This window comes from Arthrobacter sp. 2MCAF14 (assembly GCF_052115645.1).
Taxonomy (GTDB): domain Bacteria; phylum Actinomycetota; class Actinomycetes; order Actinomycetales; family Micrococcaceae; genus Arthrobacter.
In genome coordinates, this window is the sequence record NZ_JBFRHB010000007.1 from 123,022 (window position 1) to 145,097 (window position 22,076).

Below are 22,076 nucleotides of genomic sequence, written 5' to 3' on the forward strand. Positions count from 1 at the left end.
GGAAATTGATAGTGTGCCCCCCGGGCGGCCGTCCGCCTTATGCGCCGGCCGCCCGAGGTTCACTGGAAGTGTCGCTATTGGCTGGCCGAGTTGATGGCCGTGTCCATATCCTTCAATGCCTGATCGACGGACTTGTCGCCCTTGATGGCAGCGTAGGCGTTGTCCTGGATGGCCTTGGTGACGGCCGGGTAGAACGGTGTGACCGGGCGCGGCACGGCATTCGAAATCGAGGTCTTCAGCACCGGAAGGTACGGCAGTTGCGTGACCAGCGTCGGATCGTCGTACAAGGAACTCAGCACCGGGGCCAGCGATCCCTGCGTTGCGTAGAACTTCTCGGTTTCTTCGCTGGTCATGAAGGTCAGGAAGTCCTTGGCCGTGGCCTTGTGCTGCGAGTAGACGCTGACGGCAAGGTTGTGTCCGCCGAGGGATGAAGCGCCAGGGCCGCTCTTACCCGGGAGCGGGGCCATGCCGAAGGTGTCCTTCACCTTGGATGAGCCGTCCGTCTTCGCGAGGTTGTAGACGTAAGGCCAGTTGCGCAGGAAGAGGAGTTTGCCGTCTTCGAAGGACTGCCTGCCCTGTTCTTCCTGGTACGTGACGCCCTGCGTGGGGATGTTTCCGTTCTTGTAGGCGGTGACCAGGTTGTCAAGGCCGGCCTTGGCCGCCGTGGAGTTTACACTCGATTTGCCGTCGTCTCCAACGATCGTGCCGCCTGCCGTGTTGATGGCTTCAGCCGCGTTCACCGTGAGGCCTTCGTACTTGGCGAACTGTCCCGCGTAGCAGTCGATGCCGTTCTGTTTCGCGATGGAGCACATGCTCATCATCTCGTCCCAGGTCTTGGGCGGGGTGGGCACCAAGTCCTTGCGGTAGAAAAGAATGCCGCCGTCCGAGGTCTGCGGTGCGGCGAAAAGGGTGTTGTTGTACGTTGCCGTCTTGACTGTGGCCGGAAGCATCTTGGAGGTATCGATGCTCATCTTGTCCGAGAGCGGTTGCAGCCAACCCTTCGCGGCAAACTCCGCTGTCCAGACGACGTCCACGTCAACCACGTCGTAGTTGGCATCTTTTGACTGGAAGTGCTGCACGAGGTCATCGTGCTGCTGGTCCGCCTGGTCGGATTGCTCCTTGAAAGTGACCTTCTGGTCCGGGTGCGCCGCATTCCACTTATCGACGAGCGGGCGGACAACGTTGCTGTTGTCCTTCCCCTGGACGTAGGTGATTGGACCGCGTCCGTCGATGTTCGCTGCGGCATCTCCGCCGCTTGAGGCTGTGCTGCCGCCACCGCCGCCACCACAGGCGGACAGGGACATGGCTAGCACGCCGGCAACAGCGGCCGGCAAAAGGTACTTGCGTGTGTTCATGCTGGGAACTCCTCAGTGAGTGGACCAGGTATTTCCGCTGTGCGGTTGATGTGGTGAGCCTCACATTAGTAAGCTTCCGGGTAGTAATGCAAGCGTTTACACAAAATATGTCATCGAGAGGAATCCAGTGCCGCACTCCCCGATCCCAACCCCCGGTTCCAGCAATTCCGCGTGGTGGGCAAGCGCCGTCGTCTACCAGATCTATCCCCGCTCGTTCGCCGATGCCAACGGCGACGGGATGGGCGACCTTGCCGGGGTCACCGCGAAACTGCCTTATCTCCAATCGTTGGGCGTGGATGCGGTGTGGCTTTCCCCGTTCTACAAGTCGCCGCAGGCTGATGCCGGATACGACGTGGCGGACTATCGTGCCGTGGACACCCTCTTCGGCACCTTGGATGACTTCGACGCCATGTTGGATAAGGCACACAGCCTGGGCATCAAGGTGATCGTCGACCTCGTGCCCAATCACACCTCGGACGAGCACGCCTGGTTCCGCGAAGCCCTCGCAGCCGCCCCCGGCTCCCCTGAACGCGAGCGCTACATGTTCCACCCGGGCAAAGACGCCAAACCGGGCTCCGGGGACGGGGCCTTGGCCCCGAACAATTGGAAATCCATCTTCGGCGGCCCCGCATGGACGCGGCTAACGAATGACGACGGCACTCCCGGCGAGTGGTATCTGCACCTTTTCGATACGAAACAGCCCGATCTCAACTGGGACAACCCGGAAGTCCACGCAGAGATGCGCTCGGTGCTGCGCTTCTGGCTGGACCGCGGAGTTGACGGCTTCCGGGTGGATGTTGCCCACGGCCTGGTCAAAGAAGCCGGCTTGCCGGACTGGGAAGGCTCTGCCGCCATGGTCGAAGGTGGTCTGTCCGCGCCAGGCGCCCACAGCGAAGCCGTCGAACCGCACACCGCCAGGCTTCACGTTGTCCCTCCGGCCGGAAGCTCGGCAGCCGTCGCGACCGCCGTCGAGCACAAGGTCAAGCCGCCCCTGGACCCGCCGTCGCCTTTCTTCGACCAGGACGGCGTCCACGAGATCTATCGCGAATGGAACAGAGTCCTCGCCGAATACGACGGCGACCGCATGCTGGTTGCCGAGGCGTGGGTGGACCCTGCGGAGCGGCTGGCCCGGTACGTCCGCAAGGATGAAATGCAACAAGCCTTCAACTTTGATTTCCTCTTGGCAGGCTGGGACGCGGAGCGCATGGCGGAGGCAATCGAATCTTCGCTGGACGCGGCGGGATCCGTCGAGGCGCCCTCCACCTGGGTCCTGAGCAACCACGACACTGTCCGGCACCCCAGCCGCTTCGGGCTGGCAGATCCCACCACTTTCCCCAAGGGAATCGCAGCCGAAGACGAACAGCCCGACGCCGTTCTAGGACTGGCGCGGGCAAGGGCCGCCTCGATGGTGTCCTTCGCCCTGCCCGGCTCGGCCTATCTTTACCAGGGTGAGGAACTCGGCCTGCCGGAGCACACGTCTCTGCCGGCCGAAGCGCGTCAAGACCCATCATTCTTCCGTACCAAGGGCGTGGAGCGCGGCCGCGATGGGTGCCGCGTGCCCCTGCCCTGGAAATCCGCCGAGCCCGGCTTCGGATTCTCGGACCCATCGGCTGGTCCGGGCGGCGCCGGTGCTGCTCGCATAGCACCCGCAGCGCCCTGGCTGCCCCAGCCCGAAGCGTTCGGCGAGCTGGCGGCGGACGTCCAGGCCGGCGTCGGGGGCTCCACCCTGGAGCTGTACCGTTCCGTCCTGGCATTCCGCCGCTCGCGCCGCCTCGGCTCAGGCACGTTCCAGTGGGCTGAAGAGCACGATCCCGCTAACGGCGTCCTGGCCTTCCACAACCGGGACGTTTTGGTAGTGGTCAACATGGGTACTACTGACCTCCCCGTGCCGGCCGGGTTCCGGGTGGAACTCTCCAGCGACGGCGGCTCGGGCGGGGTTTCGATTGTCCCGAACAGCGGGGCGTACCTCGTGGCGGAGTAGGGCCTTCCCTTCCCGACCTTCTTTGGCGCGAAAACGGGGCCGACACGCACAACTTGCTGCGTGTCGGCCCCGTTCTATAGCCAAAGAGGGTCAAGAAGGCGCCGTAATGGCGAGGAGCCTACTTGCCGCCCTTGAAGAAACCGGCGATCTTGGAGCCGAGGCCCTTGGCGTTCTCGGCCACGTCGCCCGCGATTTCCTTGGCGTTCCCGGCAACATCGCCCGCGAGGTCCTTGGCTTTCTCAGCCACGTCACCCGAGAGGAACTCCTTGACGTGCTCAGCGGCATCGCCTGCCAATTCCTTCGCGTTCCCGACCGCTTCGCCGGCGAATTCCTTGACGTGTTCCGCGGCATCGCCTGCGACGTTCTTGGCCTGTTCAGCCGCGGCTTCGGCGGTTTGCTTGATGTTGTTGTCTTCTTCGCTCATGGTTTTCTCCTTGTTCCTGGTCCAAGTTTTTTGGTCCATCGGCTTGACTCGGACCCTACGTCCGGTGCCGGCCGGGCAAGCCCAACCAAAGGGAAGAGTTCCCCCTACCCTTCAAACTATGGCCCACACGGACACCTCTGCAACGCAAAATGCCTGGGAGGTAACGTAGCTATCGCATTAACACGGGTTGCTATCAGTTCAACGAACGCGCTCGGCCTTGCTGAACCGGGTCCGCGCGCCTGCCCCGATATGAATCAAAACGGGAGTCCTGCGTCCCACCACCACGTCCAGCGCCTCCACCAGCCGGGAGACGTCCGCGGCCAGCAGGTGCGGGGAAACGCCTTGACGGGGCTGGACCCTGACCCGGAGCCCGGGACGACCATTGACCTCGTAGGTCGCCACTGTTACGCCCGCGAGATCCGTACGTTCCGCAAGGGCCGCCTTGAGCGCCTGCTCGGCAAGGTTCCCGCCGATGTTGACGTCGCCAGGCGTCCGGGCATCGTCGTACTCCGACACAATGAGGTTGGCGCGGCCTTTGCCCTGCTGCGACACCCAGGACACCATGAGCACGATCAGCACAACCAGCACCGCTGCCGCGGCAACCCAGAGCCAGCTTTCCTGCCGTCCTGGAATGCGGGTCTGCTCAGAGAGGTACTTGGCGTGTTCCCAGAGGCCGGCAGACCAGCCTTGCCACCAACTTCCCACGGCGGGAACGGTGGAGAGCAGGACGAGGAGAATGCCGATGGCCAGCAGCTTCAGGCCAAGGATGCCGATCAGGATGCGGTTGAGGACGTGCGGGGTACCGTTCATGCCCCGATCACCCCGGACGTAGCGACATGGACGCGGACTGAAGGCATGGGCGAAGGGGCCATCTTTTGAAGTTCATCCTCGACGGCGGCAAGGATCCGTTCCTCGTGCAAGGGCACGCCCGAGGTAGGCCGGACGTTGACCACAACCAGCCGTTGCGAGACCACCACCATGACTTGCTCTTGGGTGACATTCGCTGCGGTCCGGGCAGCCCTGGCCAGTGCCGAAGCGATGACCTCGTCGTCCACCACTACTCCGGTCCGGGGATCCTCCAGCAAGTGCCGGGACTTTCGGCCGGGCAGGACCGCGTTCAAGAAGAAGATCAGGCCCACCATGGCCACAACGCCGCCGAGGGCGCCAAGCAGCAAGGGCGAAATACCTCCGGGCAGGGCAGTGAGCCGTTCGGCAGCCGTTTGCGGATCGATGAGCCACGGTGGTTGGCCAATGGCACGCAAGGCGGATTCGAGGAGGGCGTAGACACAGGCCGCGATCACAAGGGCCGCGGCCAGCCCCGCCATTCCCGCACGCGAGGAACGGGTCTCACGCTTCAGGATGCGCTGGAGTCCGACGTCGATCGGGTCGCCGACGTCTGAGGTTCCTGGTGCCTGGATGACGGGGGTGTCGCCATCGGCCGTCTGCGCGTGCGCAGTGTCCGGGTGGCTGCGCCGGGCGTGCGGGGTCTGGGCGTGGCTCATTGGACGCGAGCTCCTTCGCTGATCCGTGCGCCGCTGATCCGGATATCCACGCGGCTCAAGGTGGAACCGCTGAGCTGCGTGACGCGCTCACGGATGGCCGTCTTGGCAGCTACCGCCCGGTCCCAAACCGTCCCACCATATGCCTCTACCCGCAGGGGGTCCCTGAGGACTTCCGTCAGCGAGGGCACGCGGATCGGGGCGGCAATCGAGAGTGCCAGGAGGCCGTCGTCGTCCGACCATTCGGCGCGAACATCCTGCGCCGAGACGCCGAGCGCTTCCGCGGCGGCCGCCTGGGCCAAAGTGGTGAGGGCCTGGGTGCTGATTCGGTTGTGGCCAGCCAGGGAGACGGCGGGCTGCACAGCCTCAGCCGTGGAACTCATGACGACGAGCGGCGGCCGGTGAGGGCATCCAGCACGCTGCGCAGGTCAAGCTTTCCGTCCGCGGCGCGGCCCAGAAGTGCACCGATGCCCATGAAGAGAAGGGCGATGATGAAACCCCACAATCCGAATTGGAAGGCCATGAACGCCACGAAGGCGCCGATCCCGATTCCGACAACGGTCAAGTTCACTGGAGTGGCTCCCTTTCCGATAATGCGCCTCTTGTTCCGGCTTTGGCTGGAGGAGCAACGTACACGTCGTTGATCTCAACGTTGACCTCAATGACTTCAAGGCCCACCAACGATTCGACGGCGCGATAGACGGCCGCGCGGACCTGGTTGGCGACATCATGCAAAGGGTATCCGTAGACGGCCACCAGATTGAGGTCCACGGCCACTTGGGTTTCTCCGACCTCGGCGCGGACACCCGCAGCATGGTCCTGGCTGCCGACGGCATCGCGAATGGCTCCGAGGGCGCGCGACGGAGCCGAGCCGAGGGAATAGACGCCCGGAACAGCCCTGGCGGCAATGCCGGCAACCTTGGCGACAGCGGAATCCGAGATCACTGTACGGCCACTTCCTGCCACCGTTTGCCGGTCCTCGGATACCGGAGCCCCAACGGCTTCCGGTTCAGGCGCGGTGTAGCTTTCCTGCTGGTCCATTTAGCCCTCCCCTTCTCTTGAGTACCACCCTAGCGCTTGGCCAAGACAAGGCGGAGACAAGAGCAGAATCCGTCGCAGGCAGAAAAATGGCGCACGTGCACGGAAATGTTCGACTTTTGGGCACAACCCGAATAACCCGGGCTTTTCAACTGCAAGTTAAATGAAGAAAAGCGCCAGTTCCGAAGAACTGACGCTTCCCAGTGGTGGCTCCGACCGGCGTCGATCCGGTGACCTTTCGATTTTCAGTCGAACGCTCTACCAACTGAGCTACAGAGCCTTAGGTGACAATGTCACCATGATTGCCGGAATTTCTTCCGGCAATCAGAGCGACCCTGACGGGACTTGAACCCGCGACCTCCGCCGTGACAGGGCGGCGCGCTAACCAACTGCGCTACAGGGCCTTGCTTGTTTGCAGTATCTCTACCGCTTTTTTCAAGGCTTCCAGCTTACCAGACTTTCCAGTCCGGCCTGACCAGTTCCTTGCGTACCCCCAACGGGATTCGAACCCGTGCCGCCGCCGTGAAAGGGCGGTGTCCTAGGCCGCTAGACGATGGGGGCCTGGAACAATCCGAATTCGCGACGGTCAACAACGCTATGCGTTTACCGCTTCTCGCTCGTCCGAACTGGACTCTAAAACTTTAGAGCATAGTCGGGGATATTCCCAAATCGCACCCTGCGGAACGCAAACCAGGACGCAGTCCAGGCCTCAAACCGCCGTACAAATCCACTGCGTCAGAGTTGGCGGTTTCTTGTTGAAGACGTCCGAATTCCGCCAGTCCGTCGAGCCCATCCCGGGCTAGATTGGCATCATGGCCACAAGCACCCCAATCTCTCCGGCGACCACCCCCTCCCGGGCCATCAGTAAGCTCGGCATCGCCGCCGTCATCGTCACCGTTGTCCTCTGGGCATCCGCCTTCGTGGGCATCCGGGCCGTGGGACCCAGCTTCTCCCCCGGTTCCCTGACGCTCGGACGGCTGGTGGTTGCCGCCGTCGCGCTCGGCATTGTCGCCCTGCCCAGGCTCAAGCGCTGGCCCAAAGGCCGCGAATGGCTGCCGATCGTGGCCTACGGTGTCATGTGGTTCGCAGGTTACAACCTCGCCCTGAACGCCGCCGAGCACATGCTCGATGCCGGAACCAGCGCCATGCTCATCAACGTCTCGCCGATCCTGATCGCCGTCCTCGCTGGCGTCATTCTGAAAGAAGGCTTTCCGCGGTGGCTGATCATCGGCAGCCTCGTGGCGTTCGGCGGCGTTGCGCTCATCGCGCTCGGTTCGGGACAGCGCTCGACGGCGGATGTCGCCGGAGTGCTGTTGTGCCTCCTTGCCGCTGTGCTCGCCGCGGTGAGCGTGATTGTCCAGAAACCCGTGCTGCGCAAGTTCTCGGCGGCACAGGCCACCTGGTTTGGCATCATGGTGGGCGCCGTGTGCTGCCTGCCGTGGGCCGGACAACTGGTGGCCGAAGTGCAGGCCGCACCCGTTCCGGCCACTCTCGGCTTGGTGTATCTGGGGATCTTTCCGACAGCCATCGCTTTCACCACGTGGGCCTATGCGCTGTCCCTCATTGAGGCCGGGAAACTTGCCGCCACGACGTACCTGGTCCCGGGCGCCACGATTCTGATTTCCTGGGCGGTGCTCAAGGAGATCCCCACCATCTGGGGCCTCGTGGGCGGCGTCATCTGCCTCGTGGGCGTCGGGTTGACGCGGCGCCGGTCCCGCTAGGATCACGTCCCGCCGTCGAACCCCCGCCGCAACTACCTCGCCATCCCGGCGAGAAGCTCGCGGTGCGTGGGCGGGTTGGCTCCCGGGCGTCCCACGGTAATGGAGGCGGCCATGGAAGCCGTCTGCCCGATGCGTTCGAGAACCGTGGGCGCAAGCCCTTGGCTGCCGCGCAGCAGCAGCCCGAGGATCAGTGCCGACATGTAGGAATCGCCGGCGCCGATGGTATCCGCCACCACCGAGGTCACCGCGGGAACCGTCAGTTGGGTGTGCGGCGTCGCCATGAGGGAACCCTGGGCGCCGCGCGTGACGACGGCCAGGCCCGCACCGAGGCCCAGGATGTGATTGGCAGTCTCTTCCAGGGACTTGCCGGGGTAGAGCCAGAAGGCGTCGTCGTCGCTGAGCTTCACCACGCTGGTCAGCGGCACGAGTTCCTCGAAAATGCGGAGCGCCTCGCCGTGGCTGCCCAGGAGGTCGGTGCGGATGTTGGGGTCGTACGTGACGATGCACCCGCCTTGGGCCTGCTCCAGAAGAGTCCTGACGACGCCGGCACCGGGCTCAAGGAACGTGGCGATCGAGCCCGTGTGGAGCACCTTCGGGGCGTAAGGGAGCGCGGCGGGACCCAGCTTCCACTCGATGTCGAAGGTGTACTCGGCCGAACCGTCCGCGGCGATCTCCGCCGTCGCCGTCGCGGTCTTCGCGAGTGATTGCGAGCCCGGCAGGACAACCACACCGGCGCTTGCCAAGTGCGCGGCGATGGACTCGCCGCGGGAATCACGCCCAACGGCGGTCAGCAGCCCGGCCTTCACGTCGAGCCGCCCGAGGCCGTAGGCGACGTTCGCAGGCGAGCCGCCGGGGTATTCGGTCTGGCCTGCGGGCGAGTTGACGATGTCAACGAGGGCTTCGCCGACCACGACGACGTCGAGCGGCTCGGACGCAAGGGGCGAGTGGTTCATGGGTTCCTGTTCCTTGGTTGGGGAGTTTCAGTGGCTACTTGTGGTTTTCAGGGGCGCCGCCACGGAATGGCGTTCGATGAGGGGACATTCAAAGTATTCGGTACTGCCGTCACGTTCCGCGCCGGCCAGCAGCAGTTCGATGGCGCGCCGGCCCATCTCAACGAAGGGCAGTTCCAGCGTGGTCAACGCTGGCCGCAAGTGCGGGGCGAGCGTTTCCTGGTTGTCGAAACCCACCAGCGACACGTCGTGCGGGATCGACAGCCCGAGCTGGCCCAATGCTTGGTAGGCGCCCCAGGCTGTGCGGTCGTTCGCGCAGAAGATTGCAGTGGGTGGCTGCGGACCCGTCATGAGTGCAAGGGCATTGTCGAAACCGCCGGACTCATGACCGTCGCCGATCCTGTGGAGCCCGGAGTCCGGATTGAGGCCGGCTTCCTCGAGTGCGCGGAGATAGCCCGCATGGCGTCCGACGGCGGCGGGAAGCTCACCGTCCACTGCGCCGATGTTGATCATCGCGATGCGGCGGTGACCGGCGTCGAGCAGGTGTTTGGTAGCGGTGTACCCACCCAGCTCCTCTCGGGGGACGATGCTCGGAAAGCGCCCGGAACGGTCGCGCGAATTGAGCACGACGGATGGCACCTCGGCCAGGACGTCCGGCACGTCAAGGACCCGGTGGTACATGGCGGCGTAGACCACCCCGGCCACCTTGTAGGACAGCATGGCCTCCAAGGAAGCGGCCTCGAGGTCCTTGTCACCGCCGGTGTTGACGGTGAGGAGGAGCAGCCCGGCCTCCCAAGCCCTTGCTTGGGCGCCTTCGACGATCTTGCCCGCGAATGGCGCAGTGGCCACGAAGTCGCCCACGAAGCCGATCATGCCCGCCACTCCGTCGCGGAGCACTTTGGCGTGTGCGTTGGTCCGGTATCCGAGTTCGTGGGCGGCGGCATGGACCCTGCGCCGGGTTTCCTCCGAGAACCTGGTTCCCGCGGCGTCGTTGAGCACCAGGGAGACCGTGGCCTGGGAAACACCGGCAGCGGCAGCGACATCGTTCATCGTCGTGCCGGAGCGGTTTCCGGGGCGGGTCATGGGCCGGCCTGTCTCTTGAATGCGTTTCTGTTGAATGCGCTGGGAGTGCTTGCACCTGATCCGCACGGCTGGCCGGGCTTAACCTGGAGCCGAGTTATACGAATTATCAACGCGGAAAACTCTAGCTGCCACGACATCCGGCGTCAACGACCGGGCCACGGACTAGAGTCAGATCATGCCCGCGAATCTACCTCCCGGCCTGCCGATTGTTCCCGACGGCGATACCCCTGGCGGCCAGCTCATTTCCTCCCGGCTCCCTGGTGCTGGCGAGGGGGTTGGCACTGGCGCTAGAGCTGGGGCAGCGCAGTTCAATACCGTTCCATTCGAGATGTCGCCGGAAGACTTCGAGGCGGCCGTCAGCGATGCCTTGCTCCTGATCCCGGACAAGGCGGCCCGGGCCATGGACAACGTGGCCATCTTCATCGAAGACGACTACACCCCGCAGCCTGGAGAGGATCCGGACACCGTACTTCTGGGCCTGTACGAGGGTGTGCCGTTGACGGAACGGGACTCTTGGTGGGATGCCGGTTCCCTCCCTGACCGGATCACCATTTTCCGGCAGCCGATCCTGGATATCTGCGGATCCCGCCAGGAAGTAATCGACGAGGTGGCCATCACCGTGATCCATGAGATCGCCCACCATTTCGGCATCGGCGACGACCGTTTGCACGAGCTCGGCTGGGGATAGGCGCCGGGATCTTGGGTGCGGGCCGCACGCCGCGTTCCGGAACGCAGTTCCCGGACCACACCCACGGTTTCGGCTAGATAGCCACCGTCCCCGCGGCGCCGTCCACTGTGATCGTGTCGCCGGAACTGATCCGGGACGTGGCATCCGGGACGCCGACGACTGCGGGAATCCCGTACTCACGAGCCACGACGGCGCCGTGTGAGTTGGGCCCGCCCATCTCCATCACGAGTCCCCCGGCGGTCAGGAACAGGGGCGTCCAGCCGGGATCCGTGGAGGGCGCGATCAGGATTTCTCCGGGTTCGAGATGCGCGCCCACCGGGTCCATGATCACCCTTGCTACCGCCGTCACTGTTCCCGCCGAAGCCGGAGTTCCCAGCAGCATGCCGTCCGACGCCGGTGCCCCCGTCCCGCCGCTCAGGAAACCGGGCAGGGCTTCCGGCTCGGTGCCGTCGGAGAGCAGTACGCGCGGCACGTGCCGGCGCTTGAGTTCAAGTTCGTAAGCCTCGCGCCGCTGCGCTACCAGATCGTGGAAATGCTTGCCGTCCAAGCCGCGGCGGGCGTCATTGAAATCCAGGAAGAAGACGTCGCCGGCGTCATTGATGACTCCCGCGTCCGCCAAGGCCTCCCCTACTTCCGAAAGCTGGGCGCGGACCGCGGCGAAGCCCCGCACGAGGTGGTACTTGGGAAGCTCACGCAGTCCCGCAAACATGCGTGTCCGTTCAAGGGCCATTTTCACGATCCTCGCGTGCAACGGACTCTTGGACCGTGCACGGGCCACCAGCACGGCGACTTGCTCCTCGGCGTCGTGGGCAGCTTTTTCGAACTGTTTGTCCGGCGCCAGGCGGGGATCGTCGAGGCGAAGGTAATTGACCAGGACTCCGATGATGTGGGTGGGGTCGTCGGACCAGCGGGGCATGCCCAGGTCGATTTCCGCGATGGCCCGGTGCCCGTAGTCGCGCAGGAACGAGGCCAATCCCGCCTGCGCGACGACCGGAAGCCCGCCGCCGCGGTAGCGCTCCGCGAGCTCAGCGGGATCGCCACCGGTAAAGGCCTCCGCGGAAGCGGGATCGTCGCGGATGCTGGCCGAGAGCCGCCACAGGGCAAGGTCCATTTCGGTGGTGACGTTGTTGGGCAGGCCGCGGATGATGGTTTGAAGCTCATCCCAGGAGGCCTGCTCGCCAAGTATCTTCCGGACCACCCCGATCATCGCGAAGCCAAGAGCTACCGGAGGCAGGATATTGGGCAGTATGGGGAATAATCCCTCGCGAAGTATCCGCTCGGCGTTGTCCAGCTTTTCACGGGGAGCGGCATCGGCGGGAACTTCATGTATGGCCTTCAGTTTCCCGCCCAGCTGTTCCACCTTGTCGAGGGCAACGTCCGGCCGAAAGAGGGCGCGCAGGAGGATCTCCGGAAGGCGGAAGCGGAGCACGATCGGGCCAACGTGCCTGAGCAGTTTGAAGGGCGTCTTGCTGGTGACGGCGAAACGCGGGTCCTCGAACAGGCCGCGCACAATGGCCGCGGAACGTGCTTCCATGACGTCGAAGATCCTGGGCACGATGGCCCGCCCGGCCTTGCTTCGGAACACGGAAGTGAGGTCAAAATAGATCCGCTCCCCTGCCTCGTAGTAGGGCGAAGGCCCGTCCCGCGGTTCGGGAACGCGGAATCCCGCCGCGTCGGCTACCGAGGACCCCATGAGCCGGATGCCCGCGAGGCCCATGGGAGTCAGGGGACGGGTGAGCCCTTGGGCGAGGCTGAAGCAAAGGTACGCGTGGGGCCCGGGGACTGCGGGTTGGCGGGTCATTTGGGGGTAGAGCGTGGTGATAGGCCGGGCTTGGGTGAGCCACAGTTTGCCGTCGCCATCGATGGCCCATTCGGTGTCCTGCGGTGCTCCGTAATGCTCCTCGACGCGCTGGCCGAGAACAGCGAGCGCCCTGATCTGGGAGTCGGCAAGGCAGGCATCCCCGGCTGTTCCGTCTTCGGCCTGCGCCGCCGGGCCGAGTCTTTCGGTCCCGCCGCCGGGAATGGAGCGAATCACGAGCTTCCGGTCGCCGATCCTTCGTTCCGTGATCCTGCCGGTGAGGGAATCCACCACAAAATGGTCCGGATTCACCGCGCCGGACACCACGGCCTCACCGAGCCCCGGGTTGGCGTCGATGACCGCCTCGCGGCGCCGCCCGGTCACCGGGTTGGCGGTGAACAACACCCCTGCAGCTTCAGCCTCCACCATCCGTTGGACGACGACGGCGAGCGTCACCGTGGCGTGGTCGATTCCGTTGCTTGCGCGGTAGCTGGCCGCCCGGTCGGTCCACAGGGACGCCCAGCACTTCCCGACGGCCTGCAGCACGGCGTCGGCCCCCACGACGTTCAGGTAGGTGTCCTGCTGGCCGGCGAAACTCGCAAAGGGCAGGTCCTCGGCCGTGGCAGAGGACCTGACGGCCACCGCGACTTCCGAGCCCAGCGCGGAGTAGGCCGAGCGAACGGCGTCTTCGACGTCGGCCGGGATCCCGGCGTCGAGCACCGCTTCCCTGGCGCGGGCCGCGAGGGAAGCGAGCCCCTCAAGGTCGCCGGGTTCCACGGCCTCAAGGCCACGGAGGATGTCCGGGAGCGCCGACCCGGAGCTGCCATCGGGCTGAAGCGCTCGCTGGTAAGCCTCGGTAGTCAGGCAAAACCCGGGCGGGACCGGAAGTCCCGCCCAGATCAGCTCGCCGAGATTGGCCGCCTTGCCGCCGACCTCTGGAAGCATGGTTGCCCGGATCCGGCGCAGCTCGACGATCAAGCGCGATGCCTCACCGGGCTGTCCGTGCTCCACCATTGCCGTCCGCCTGCGTCCACCGGTCCTTGGGTTTGCCTGTTATGCGGCGAGCATCGGACCGAAGTTGGCGCGGTCCGCCAGCCTGGGGTCCTCGCGGTCGGGAACAACCAGCACGGGCCCTTTGGCATGGTGCAGGACGCCATCCGACGTCGATCCCAGGAGCATTCCTGCGAAGCCTCCCCGCCCGCGCGTGCCCAGCACCACGAGTTCGACGCTGCGGCTCACTTCCACGAGAACCTCTACGGGCGAACCATCAAGTAGTTGAGTTTCCGCTGGAAGCTTGGGGAAGTGGCTCTTGAGCCACGCCAGGCCTGCGTCGAGCTGAACCCTGATGTCCTTGAAGAGCGCCTCCCGGTCCAGGGGTGCCGGAACCCACGCCAAGGAACCGCTGTACTCAGGTACGGCGCAGATGACGCGCAGCTTGGCGCCCATGCGTTCGGCCTGCTCTGCGGCTTCCAGGACGGCAACGCGGGCCTGTTCGGAGCCGTCCACGCCGACTGCGACGACGTTTTCGATCACGCGGGAACCGGCCTTCGCGCGTTCGGCCTTGATGTGCTTGTCGTCTGTGGTTTCGCCCAATCGGTCCGCGCAGAAGAGCGGGACTGTCACGGTGGGGCACTTGGAGTGCGCCGGCAGGGCACTGCTCACGGAGCCCAGGAGCCTGCCGACGAACCCTCCGCGTCCCCGGGTGCCGAAGACCAGGAGCTCGGCCGTTTCGGACAGATCGAGCAGCACGCCGGAGGCATCTCCGTTCTCCACCGATCCATCGACGTCGATGGCGTAGCCGGAAACCTTCTCGAGGGCCTGCTTGACGATTGCTTCGGCGCCGTCCCGGATAACGGAGTCATCCACTGTTGCATAGCCGCCATCCAGGCCGGAAGCCGCGAAGATGGGCACGGAGTAGGCCGTGACTACATGCAGGGGAAGCTGCCTGCGTTCAGCCTCGCGGGCGGCCCAAATGAGGGCGCATTGGCCGTGTTCGCTGCCGTCAACGCCCACCACAATCCCGCCTGGGGCAATGGATGGTTCCTCCCTGTTGCCTTCGGTCTCTGGTCGATGGCTCTCAGAGTGTTTGCCGTGCTGGTCCATGGGGCCTGCCTCCTCGCACTGCTGCTGATGTTGCGGCTATTCTGCCAGAGGCCGCGCCCACAACGTGTTTCTCGCTTGACTGCCGTGAGTTGCGGCCTCCAATGCTCACTATTCTCGTTTGCAAGGGCCGAATCAAGCCGGAAGAAGCGCATGTGGAAACCCGGCCGAGGGCGTGGAAATCTGCCGAATTGTGGCACGAAAAACGCATCGGCGGACATGCCGGTGCCGGGGCTATCCACCACGCGATTTCTTCTGTAATGTTCGAGGCACTGGTGACCGGGGATCGTGTTTTTCAACACATCAACGGCCATCATTCGCGACCGCTTGGGGACCCGGACGCCACCCCGGTGTTGCCTCGGCAACGCACCTTCAAAGAGGAGCCAAGCTGTGTCAACCATGCCTGCGAGTACGGAACGCACCACTGCTGTGGTCATCGGTGCCGGTATGCCTGGCTTGGCCGTGGCCAGCGAACTCAGCCGCTACGGCGTAGACGCCATCGTGGTGGACGGAATGTATGTCCCCGCACCCTCACAGCCGCTCAACACCGGCATCCTGCAGCGCTGCGACGCCGCGGACGCAGCGTGCCTCCAGGAGCGCAGCGAAATCCTGCGGCATCTGCGCAATTACGCAGCCAGTCACGGGCTCGATGTGCGAAACACGACGCGAGCCGTCCGGCTCGATCGCCTGGACGAAGTTGCCGTGGGGACCCAGTGGGCCGTCCACACTGCAAACGGAGTTCTCCTGGCCGACCACGTCGTTGTCACCCGTTGTGGACAAAGCCAGTTGCGGCGGATGCTTGCCGAGCTCGGCATCGCGATCGGCCAGAACCTCGTCGCAGCCATGCGCGCGATTGGAATGTACCTTGTTGGCGTCGGCGAACTTGCCACGCCCACCCCGAAGGAAGTCCTGCGCCAAGCCAAGGTGGTAGGCCAGGCGATATCCGCCAAGGTCTACCCGGACAGCGTGCACGGGGCCCTCACCGGCACCTTTGCAGCAGTTCCTGCCTTGGCCTAGGGCTTCTTCGCTGGGCTGCTGGGCTCGTCCTCGTCATCCTCGGAATCCTCGGCATCCGCGGAATCACCAGAACCCCCGCCTGCGAGCCGGCGTCGTGCCGTGATGCCCAGGAAGACCAGCAGGCCCGCGGCAACCACCGCGAAGACCACAATGCTCCAGGGAAACGGCTGGGAGGCATCGGGCACCTTCTCCGGCGTCGTCGTCGAACCCGGTGCGGCAGTGCCGGCGGTGGGCACCTCCACAGATGGTGCGGTGCTCGCGGAGCCGCTGCCCGCCGCCGTACTTCCTGCCTTGGCGGTGAACGTGAAGGTGCCTTCGATGGGGTGCGAATCCGAACTGACAACTCGCCAGATGATGGTGAATACCCCGGCAGGCGCGCCCGGCCGCAGCTTCTGCGACACTACGGCGTCCACAATCTCGACGGAACCATCTGCCCAGTTCTGGCCTGAGGCGTCGTTCACCCGGATCTGTGAGCCGAGCAGGAGCGGCCGGTTGTTGAACGTGATGGACACGGAGTCCGGGACGTTGGCAACCGTTGAGCCGTTGGCCGGTGACGTTGACTCGGCGACGTCGTGCGCGAAGGCGGGTGCCGCTGAGAACAAGGCGGCAGAGAACAGCACCGCGGTGAAAGCGACGACGACGGCCAGCATCTGGCGGATAGGGCGCATGAGCGAATGACTCCCTTGGTGTTGGATTCCTTACAGACTAGGCGAATTCGCGGGAGGTCCGAAGCCGCGGGCATAGGATTTGAGAGCACACTTCCCCGATCCCCGGAGACTTCCATGCTCAAGCAGGGCTCAGCCATCGACCGCTACTTCAAGATTTCGGAACGCGGATCCAACTACTCGCGAGAAATCCGAGGCGGCTTCGCGACCTTCTTTGCCATGAGCTACATCGTGGTCCTCAACCCCTTGATCCTTTCCGGGACGGACTCGAGTGGAGCTTCCCTTGGCTTCGCCGCCGTCGCCGCTACCACAGCCTTCGTAGCGGGCATCCTGACGATCCTCATGGGAGCCTGGGCCAAGCACCCCTTCGCCATAGCCACCGGGCTGGGCGTCAACGCCTTCGTGGCAGTCACCATTGCCTCACATCCCGGCCTGACGTGGCCGGACATGATGGGCCTGGTGATGCTTTCGGGCCTCACCATGCTGATCCTGGTGCTTACCGGTTTCCGGACCGCGGTCTTCAAAGCCGTGCCTGAGGCCCTGAAAACCGCGATCGTGGTGGGCATCGGCCTTTTCATCGCGCTGATCGGCTTGGTCAATGCCGGTTTCGTGCGCCGCATCCCGGACGCCGCCGGCACCACGGTCCCCCTGGGCCTGGGCGTCGACGGGAAGCTGCTTGGCTGGCCCACCCTAGTGTTCGTCGTGGGCCTCGTCCTGACCATCGCCTTGGTGGTCCGCAAAGTACGTGGCGCCATCCTGATCGGCATCATCGTCTCCACGGCCCTCGCGGCCATCCTTGAATTCACCCTGCACATCGGTCCGAGTTTCGACGGCAAGACCTACAACCCGCGCGGCTGGTCCCTGGTTGCGCCCAAGTTCACCGAGTGGGCTGCTCCGGACTTGTCCCTCATCGGCAAGGCGAACCCGCTCGGCGCGTTCCAGCACCTTGGCATCATCGCCGCCACGCTGTTGGCATTCGTGATCCTGCTCAGCATCTTCTTCGACGCCATGGGCACCATGGTAGGCCTCGCCAGGGAAGCAGGAAACATCGACAAGCACGGAAACATCCCCAACGTGGACCGTGTCCTGCAAGTGGACGCGCTCGGGGCGATCATCGGAGGCGGCTCGTCCGTGTCCTCCAACCAGATCTTCGTGGAATCCGGCGCCGGCATCGGCGAAGGTGCCCGCACCGGCCTCGCGTCGATCGTGACCGGCCTGCTGTTCCTGGTGGCCATGTTCTTCACCCCGCTCATCAACCTGGTCCCGTTCGAAGCCGTCGCCCCTGCCCTGGTGGTGGTGGGCTTCATGATGGTGTCCCAGGTGGGCAAGATCCACTGGCAGGACTGGGGCGTAGGCATTCCGGCGTTCCTGACCATGTCCCTCATGCCGTTCACCTACTCGATCGCCAACGGCCTGGGCGCCGGGTTCATTTCCTTCGCACTCATCCGCACCTTCCAGGGCCGGGCCCGCGAAGTCCATCCGCTCATGTGGGCCGTGGCCGCGGCATTCCTGCTGTTCTTCGGGATCGGTCCCGTCGAGGAAATCCTGGGCGTCAAATAAGCCATTCCGGAATACCGGACACCCGCCGCCCGCAAGCGGTACTTTTCGGTGCCGTCATGCGTTGAGCTTGAATCATGGAGATTTCCCCCGCTGTTGCCGATGTCCGCCCGACGCCGTGGACCGGCCGCTTCGACGGCGACGGCAACGAGCACCGCCGCTGGTGGCAAGCCGTGGCGCCCCACACTCCCGATGCAGACGCTCACGGCGCGACGGAAGCGGTCTCCCGGCCCGCCGTCGTCGTGGGCTTCCGCAGTGACGAAGGCGTGCTGCGCAACAAGGGCCGTATCGGCGCGGCGGCCGCGCCGGAAGCTATTCGCCAAGCTTTGGGCCCGCTGGCTTTCCATCTGGACCGGGACGTGTTCGACGCCGGGGACGTCGTTGTGGAGGACGGCTCGCTGGAGGCGGGCCAGGAGCGCGCGGGCCGCGTGATTTCGGAATTGCTCGACACCGGCAAGCTCACCGTGCTGCTCGGCGGCGGGCACGAAACTGCCTTCGCCAGCTACCTGGGCGTGGCCGGCTCGGAGGCTGTTGCAAGCGGCAAGCGCCTCGGAGTCCTGAACCTGGACGCGCACTTCGACCTGCGCGACGCACCGGTGCCGAGCTCGGGCACGCCGTTCCTGCAAATGGCCCGGGCGGAAGCCGCCGAGGGCCGCGAACTGAACTACGCCGTCGTCGGAATCTCCGAGCCCAACAACACGCGCACCCTCTTCGACACGGCAGACCGCCTCGGCGTGAAGTACCTGCTGGACGAAGACTGCTCCGCGGAGGCCGTGCGGGAATTCGTAGCACGGTTCCTGGACACCGTGGACGTGCTCTACCTGACGATTGACCTGGACGTACTGCCGGCGTCTGTGGCTCCCGGGGTGAGCGCCCCCGCAGCGTATGGCGTGCCGCTGCCCGTCATCATCGCCGTGTGCAAGCAACTTGCCGCGAGCGGGAAACTCCTGCACTTGGACGTTGCCGAGCTCAACCCCGAGTTCGATATCGACTCGCGGACCGCCAAGGTGGCCGCGCGCTTGGTGAACACGCTGCTGGCGTAGCCGTTCCCCAGGTGCCGTGCCCACCCAACTGACTCGCATTTGTTGTCGTTGTGAGCCCCCAAAACGACAACAAATGCGAGCTAGTTGGGCCTCAGCCGGCGTCGCGGGAGGTCACGTGAAGCAATGCCGAGAAACCCGGCGAAAGGCTTCGAAACCATTGTTGGCTCGCGCGCCGCAGCCTGCCTAACCTCGATGCACGTGGTGTACCCGAGAGGCCAGGGAGCTGCCTGCAAAGCAGCGCACGCGGGTTCGAATCCCGCCACCACGTCTCATGTGCCAGGCGCTGGGCGAAAACTCCCAGGCCCGAAGCTATTCTGACTGGAAGAAGATCTTCGACGACTCCGAACTCGACGGCGTCATCGCCAAGATGCTTAAGCTGGACGCCGTCAAGCGCTAGGCGAGTCATCACCGCCGCACGAGGCTCCGCCGGTGATCCAGATCCCAGAATGACGGACATCCCATGACACTTTGCTATCTTTTATGCAGGAATTGCCGCTCCCCCCGCGGCATCCTGCAGAAGGAGGCCCCCAATGAGCACTGCCACAATAGAAAACAACGAGATCCATTTGTCCTTTGCGTCCGTCGACGAAGTCCATGCAGGACTTGACGAAGCCGTCAGCACGCTCATCGAAGCCGCTGCCGACAACGGCCGCTGCGGGATCCTGGTAACCCGCCGGGAGCCCGGAAGCTACACGGTTGCCTTGGACGAGTCGATCCCGTTCGGCCAGACCCGCGAGGTCCTCGCCGCCTAGGAAGCCTAGGAACAGGTACCGACAACAAAACCGGGGCTTGTTTTCCAGACCACGCCAAGACGGCACGGAATGGGAAACAAGCCCCGGTTCTTTAACTCGATTTCTTGCAGGTCACTACACCCGGCGCAACTCCACGCCGTCGGACTTCATGAAAAGCTGTTTGGCGGCTTCGTCGGCGCCAGGTCCTGCGGGTTCAAGCCAGACAACGTTGCCGCTGCCCGAGACTTCCTGCACCTCCCCCGCCGCGACCACATGTGCGTGCCTTACGACTTCGATCCGCTCCCCCACCTTCAACGTTCCCCAGTTGGAAACGACGGCGGACTGTGCGATTCGCCTGGACAGGACTGTCCCGCGTGCCTTCATTGAACTTCTACCCCTTTGTGGATGTTCGTTATTTCAGTTGTGAACGGATATTCCCCGGCAGGCCCACGACATCGTCGGCGTGGACATGCCGTACCCCATAAGTTCTACTACACAGAAAGCGCCCCGGGGCACGTATTGCCAAACATTTCCGGGGCGCTTCCTATTGTTCACTCGAACAGTATTTTGTTCGGCGTCAGGCGAGAATTCCGACGGCGGATTCGGCGGCCGCTCGCACCTCGCCGGCGCCTACAAGACGGTCCGCCGCTTCCAACTCAGGTGAGAGGAAACGGTCAGTTCCGGGACCGTCGACGACGCCGCGCAGCACCTCGATCACGGCGGTGCCCGCCGGCCCCGGGGTGAGTTCGCCGCCGGACAGTTTGGTGCGGATGTCGAGGGCACGGGCGCTCGTCACGAGTTCCACGGCCAGGACGCGGCGCAGGTTCTCGATGGCCTTGCGTAGCTTGCGGGCAGCGTGCCAACCCATGGAGACATGGTCTTCCTGCATGGCGGAGCTCGGGATGGAGTCCACCGACGCCGGGACGGCCAAGCGCTTGTTGTCCGAGACGAGGCCGGCCTGGGTGTACTGGGCGATCATGAGGCCCGAGTCCACGCCGGGATCGTCGGCAAGGAAGGCCGGGAGTCCGTGTGAGCGGGCAGGGTCCAGCATGCGGTCCGTGCGGCGCTCGGCGATGGAGGACAGGTCTGCCACAGCGATGGCCAGGAAGTCCAGGACGTAGGCCACGGGAGCGCCGTGGAAGTTGCCATTGGAGGACACACGACCGTCCGGGAGCACCACGGGGTTGTCGATGGCTGCTGCCAACTCGCGGGAGGCCACGAGTTCAGCGTGCGTCACGGTGTCGCGGACCGCGCCGGCAACCTGGGGTGCGCAGCGGAGCGAGTACGCGTCCTGGACCTTGGTGTCGTTGACGCGGTGCGAAGCAACGATCGGCGAGTTGGAAAGCACGCGCAACATGTTGTCTGCGCTTGCAGCCTGGCCCGGGTGGGGCCGCAGGGCCGCGTGGAGCTCCGGCAGGAACACCTGGTCGGTGCCGAGCAGCGCCTCGACGCTGAGCGCGGCGGTGATGTCCGCCGTCGTAAGCAGCAGGTGCAGGTCGGCGATGGCCATCAGGAGCATGCCGAGCATGCCCTCGGTGCCGTTGACCAGCGCGAGGCCTTCCTTTTCCGCGAGGACCACCGGCTCGATGCCGTGCGCGGCGAGGAGCTCGGCAACCGGCTTCTTTCCGGCGGCGCCATAGAGCTCGCCGTCGGGGCCGGTGGCTTCGCCTTCGCCCATCAGGACCAGGGCGCAGTGGGACAGCGGTGCGAGGTCGCCGGAGCAACCCAGGGAGCCAAATTCACGCACGACGGGAGTGATGCCGGCGTTGAGGACGTCCACCATGGTCTGCAGGACCACGGGACGAACGCCCGTGCGGCCCGAGGCCAGGGTCTTGGCGCGCAGGAACATGATGCCGCGGACCACTTCGCGCTCCACTGCCGGGCCCATGCCTGCGGCGTGGCTGCGGATGAGCGACTTCTGCAACTGGGTGCGGAGTTCGTTGGGGATGTGGCGGTTGGCCAGGGCACCGAAGCCCGTGGAGACGCCGTACGCCGGAACCTCGCTGTGGGCGAGGCCGTCGATGTGGGCGCGGACCTTGGCGACCGTGTCCAAGGCTTCCTGGGAGATGGTCACCCTGGCGTCGTAGCGTGCGACGGCGACGACGTCCTCCGGCGTGACTCCGCTGGAGCCGAGGGTAACGGTCAGCGGTTCGTGTGTGGTGAGAGTCATTTTTCCTCGTTCTTCCCAACTAGCTGGCAGTTGTTGTCGTTTTGGGGTCCCATAACGACATCTAGTGCGAGCTAGTTGGGGTTGTCGGGTCGGGTTAGCGGGTTTCTTCCATGGGGATGCGGACGCCGCGTTCGTGGGCGACTTCGATGGCGCGGTGGTAGCCGGCGTCGGCGTGGCGGATGACGCCCATGCCGGGGTCGTTGGTGAGGAGGCGTTCGAGTTTCCGGGCGGCGAGTTCGGTGCCGTCGGCGACGGA

The 22,076-nt window shown here is 64.8% G+C and carries 23 protein-coding genes and 4 tRNA genes; 9 read left to right on the plus strand and 18 right to left on the minus strand.

Annotated features, from left to right (window positions below; genetic code table 11):
• Positions 1-74 precede the first annotated feature (74 nt).
• Positions 75-1,355, minus strand: coding sequence for an ABC transporter substrate-binding protein (locus AB4074_RS07885; RefSeq protein WP_441412875.1), 1,281 nt, complete (start codon positions 1,353-1,355; stop codon positions 75-77).
• A 127-nt stretch (positions 1,356-1,482) separates the two neighbouring features.
• Here AB4074_RS07885 and AB4074_RS07890 point away from each other — a divergent pair, with 127 nt between their 5' ends.
• The gene (locus tag AB4074_RS07890; RefSeq protein WP_441412876.1) at positions 1,483-3,336 is read left to right on the plus strand and encodes a glycoside hydrolase family 13 protein; all 1,854 of its coding nucleotides are present in this window, start codon (positions 1,483-1,485) and stop codon (positions 3,334-3,336) included.
• Between the two features lie 118 nt (positions 3,337-3,454).
• On the opposite strand, the gene AB4074_RS07895 is transcribed toward AB4074_RS07890, so the two are convergent.
• The 9 genes from AB4074_RS07895 to AB4074_RS07935 all read right to left on the minus strand — a co-directional run bounded on the left by AB4074_RS07895 (position 3,455) and on the right by AB4074_RS07935 (position 6,858).
• Positions 3,455-3,760 carry a hypothetical protein gene (locus AB4074_RS07895; RefSeq protein WP_441412877.1) on the minus strand — a complete coding sequence of 102 codons (306 nt, stop codon included), beginning with the start codon at positions 3,758-3,760 and terminating at the stop codon, positions 3,455-3,457.
• Positions 3,761-3,958: 198 nt separating this feature from the next.
• On the minus strand, positions 3,959-4,570 hold the full coding sequence (locus AB4074_RS07900; protein ID WP_441412878.1) for a hypothetical protein: 612 nt from the start codon (positions 4,568-4,570) through the stop codon (positions 3,959-3,961).
• Positions 4,567-5,262, minus strand: a complete 696-nt coding sequence (locus AB4074_RS07905) for a DUF6286 domain-containing protein (RefSeq protein ID WP_441412879.1) — start codon at positions 5,260-5,262, stop codon at positions 4,567-4,569. Before AB4074_RS07905 ends, AB4074_RS07900 begins: the two co-directional genes overlap by 4 nt.
• Entirely contained in the window at positions 5,259-5,642 is a 384-nt protein-coding gene (locus tag AB4074_RS07910; protein ID WP_441412880.1) for a hypothetical protein, read from the minus strand. The genes AB4074_RS07905 and AB4074_RS07910 overlap by 4 nt, the downstream gene beginning before the upstream one ends.
• Positions 5,639-5,830, minus strand: a complete 192-nt coding sequence (locus AB4074_RS07915) for a DUF2273 domain-containing protein (RefSeq protein ID WP_059388473.1) — start codon at positions 5,828-5,830, stop codon at positions 5,639-5,641. Before AB4074_RS07915 ends, AB4074_RS07910 begins: the two co-directional genes overlap by 4 nt.
• Positions 5,827-6,300 carry an Asp23/Gls24 family envelope stress response protein gene (locus tag AB4074_RS07920; RefSeq protein ID WP_441412881.1) on the minus strand — a complete coding sequence of 158 codons (474 nt, stop codon included), beginning with the start codon at positions 6,298-6,300 and terminating at the stop codon, positions 5,827-5,829. Before AB4074_RS07920 ends, AB4074_RS07915 begins: the two co-directional genes overlap by 4 nt.
• Before the next feature lie 201 nt (positions 6,301-6,501).
• Positions 6,502-6,577: transfer RNA gene (locus tag AB4074_RS07925), tRNA-Phe, on the minus strand.
• A 50-nt stretch (positions 6,578-6,627) separates the two neighbouring features.
• A tRNA-Asp gene (locus tag AB4074_RS07930) sits at positions 6,628-6,701 on the minus strand.
• A gap of 84 nt (positions 6,702-6,785) precedes the next feature.
• A tRNA-Glu gene (locus AB4074_RS07935) sits at positions 6,786-6,858 on the minus strand.
• A 251-nt stretch (positions 6,859-7,109) separates the two neighbouring features.
• Between AB4074_RS07935 and AB4074_RS07940 the strand changes: the two genes are divergently transcribed.
• On the plus strand, positions 7,110-8,018 hold the full coding sequence (locus AB4074_RS07940; RefSeq protein WP_441412882.1) for a DMT family transporter: 909 nt from the start codon (positions 7,110-7,112) through the stop codon (positions 8,016-8,018).
• A 32-nt stretch (positions 8,019-8,050) separates the two neighbouring features.
• On the opposite strand, the gene AB4074_RS07945 is transcribed toward AB4074_RS07940, so the two are convergent.
• Both AB4074_RS07945 and AB4074_RS07950 read right to left on the minus strand, forming a co-directional pair.
• A complete protein-coding gene (locus AB4074_RS07945) occupies positions 8,051-8,971 on the minus strand; it encodes a carbohydrate kinase family protein (RefSeq protein ID WP_441412883.1) in 921 nt (306 codons plus the stop codon).
• Positions 8,972-8,998: 27 nt separating this feature from the next.
• Positions 8,999-10,051 carry a LacI family DNA-binding transcriptional regulator gene (locus AB4074_RS07950; protein WP_441412884.1) on the minus strand — a complete coding sequence of 351 codons (1,053 nt, stop codon included), beginning with the start codon at positions 10,049-10,051 and terminating at the stop codon, positions 8,999-9,001.
• Between the two features lie 328 nt (positions 10,052-10,379).
• Here AB4074_RS07950 and AB4074_RS07955 point away from each other — a divergent pair, with 328 nt between their 5' ends.
• The gene (locus AB4074_RS07955) at positions 10,380-10,739 is read left to right on the plus strand and encodes a metallopeptidase family protein (protein ID WP_437773943.1); all 360 of its coding nucleotides are present in this window, start codon (positions 10,380-10,382) and stop codon (positions 10,737-10,739) included.
• Between the two features lie 73 nt (positions 10,740-10,812).
• Here AB4074_RS07955 and AB4074_RS07960 read toward each other — a convergent pair whose 3' ends face one another.
• Complete coding sequence (locus AB4074_RS07960; RefSeq protein WP_441412885.1) at positions 10,813-13,551, minus strand: PEP/pyruvate-binding domain-containing protein; 2,739 nt, start codon at positions 13,549-13,551, stop codon at positions 10,813-10,815.
• 39 nt (positions 13,552-13,590) lie between these two features.
• The gene (locus AB4074_RS07965; RefSeq protein WP_441412886.1) at positions 13,591-14,640 is read right to left on the minus strand and encodes a universal stress protein; all 1,050 of its coding nucleotides are present in this window, start codon (positions 14,638-14,640) and stop codon (positions 13,591-13,593) included.
• A 396-nt stretch (positions 14,641-15,036) separates the two neighbouring features.
• Between AB4074_RS07965 and AB4074_RS07970 the strand changes: the two genes are divergently transcribed.
• Entirely contained in the window at positions 15,037-15,654 is a 618-nt protein-coding gene (locus AB4074_RS07970) for an FAD-binding protein (RefSeq protein WP_441412899.1), read from the plus strand.
• Here AB4074_RS07970 and AB4074_RS07975 read toward each other — a convergent pair.
• Positions 15,651-16,322 carry a copper resistance CopC family protein gene (locus tag AB4074_RS07975; RefSeq protein ID WP_441412887.1) on the minus strand — a complete coding sequence of 224 codons (672 nt, stop codon included), beginning with the start codon at positions 16,320-16,322 and terminating at the stop codon, positions 15,651-15,653. The genes AB4074_RS07970 and AB4074_RS07975 overlap by 4 nt on opposite strands.
• Before the next feature lie 114 nt (positions 16,323-16,436).
• Here AB4074_RS07975 and AB4074_RS07980 point away from each other — a divergent pair, with 114 nt between their 5' ends.
• The 5 genes from AB4074_RS07980 (at position 16,437) to AB4074_RS08000 (ending at position 19,671) form a co-directional block, all read left to right on the plus strand.
• Positions 16,437-17,879, plus strand: a complete 1,443-nt coding sequence (locus AB4074_RS07980; protein ID WP_441412888.1) for an NCS2 family permease — start codon at positions 16,437-16,439, stop codon at positions 17,877-17,879.
• A 74-nt stretch (positions 17,880-17,953) separates the two neighbouring features.
• On the plus strand, positions 17,954-18,919 hold the full coding sequence (hutG, locus tag AB4074_RS07985) for a formimidoylglutamase (protein ID WP_441412889.1): 966 nt from the start codon (positions 17,954-17,956) through the stop codon (positions 18,917-18,919).
• Between the two features lie 197 nt (positions 18,920-19,116).
• A tRNA-Cys gene (locus tag AB4074_RS07990) sits at positions 19,117-19,187 on the plus strand.
• A gap of 3 nt (positions 19,188-19,190) precedes the next feature.
• A complete protein-coding gene (locus tag AB4074_RS07995; RefSeq protein ID WP_441412890.1) occupies positions 19,191-19,316 on the plus strand; it encodes a hypothetical protein in 126 nt (41 codons plus the stop codon).
• 133 nt (positions 19,317-19,449) lie between these two features.
• Positions 19,450-19,671 (plus strand): hypothetical protein, encoded by a 222-nt coding sequence (locus AB4074_RS08000; protein ID WP_441412891.1) that lies wholly within the window; start codon positions 19,450-19,452, stop codon positions 19,669-19,671.
• Positions 19,672-19,785: 114 nt separating this feature from the next.
• Here AB4074_RS08000 and AB4074_RS08005 read toward each other — a convergent pair whose 3' ends face one another.
• From AB4074_RS08005 to AB4074_RS08015, 3 genes are all read right to left on the minus strand, one after another.
• The gene (locus tag AB4074_RS08005) at positions 19,786-20,034 is read right to left on the minus strand and encodes a hypothetical protein (RefSeq protein ID WP_059388455.1); all 249 of its coding nucleotides are present in this window, start codon (positions 20,032-20,034) and stop codon (positions 19,786-19,788) included.
• Positions 20,035-20,227: 193 nt separating this feature from the next.
• The gene (gene hutH, locus AB4074_RS08010; protein WP_441412892.1) at positions 20,228-21,820 is read right to left on the minus strand and encodes a histidine ammonia-lyase; all 1,593 of its coding nucleotides are present in this window, start codon (positions 21,818-21,820) and stop codon (positions 20,228-20,230) included.
• 94 nt (positions 21,821-21,914) lie between these two features.
• On the minus strand, positions 21,915-22,076 hold a 162-nt coding region (locus AB4074_RS08015; RefSeq protein ID WP_441412900.1), incomplete at its 5' end, for a hypothetical protein.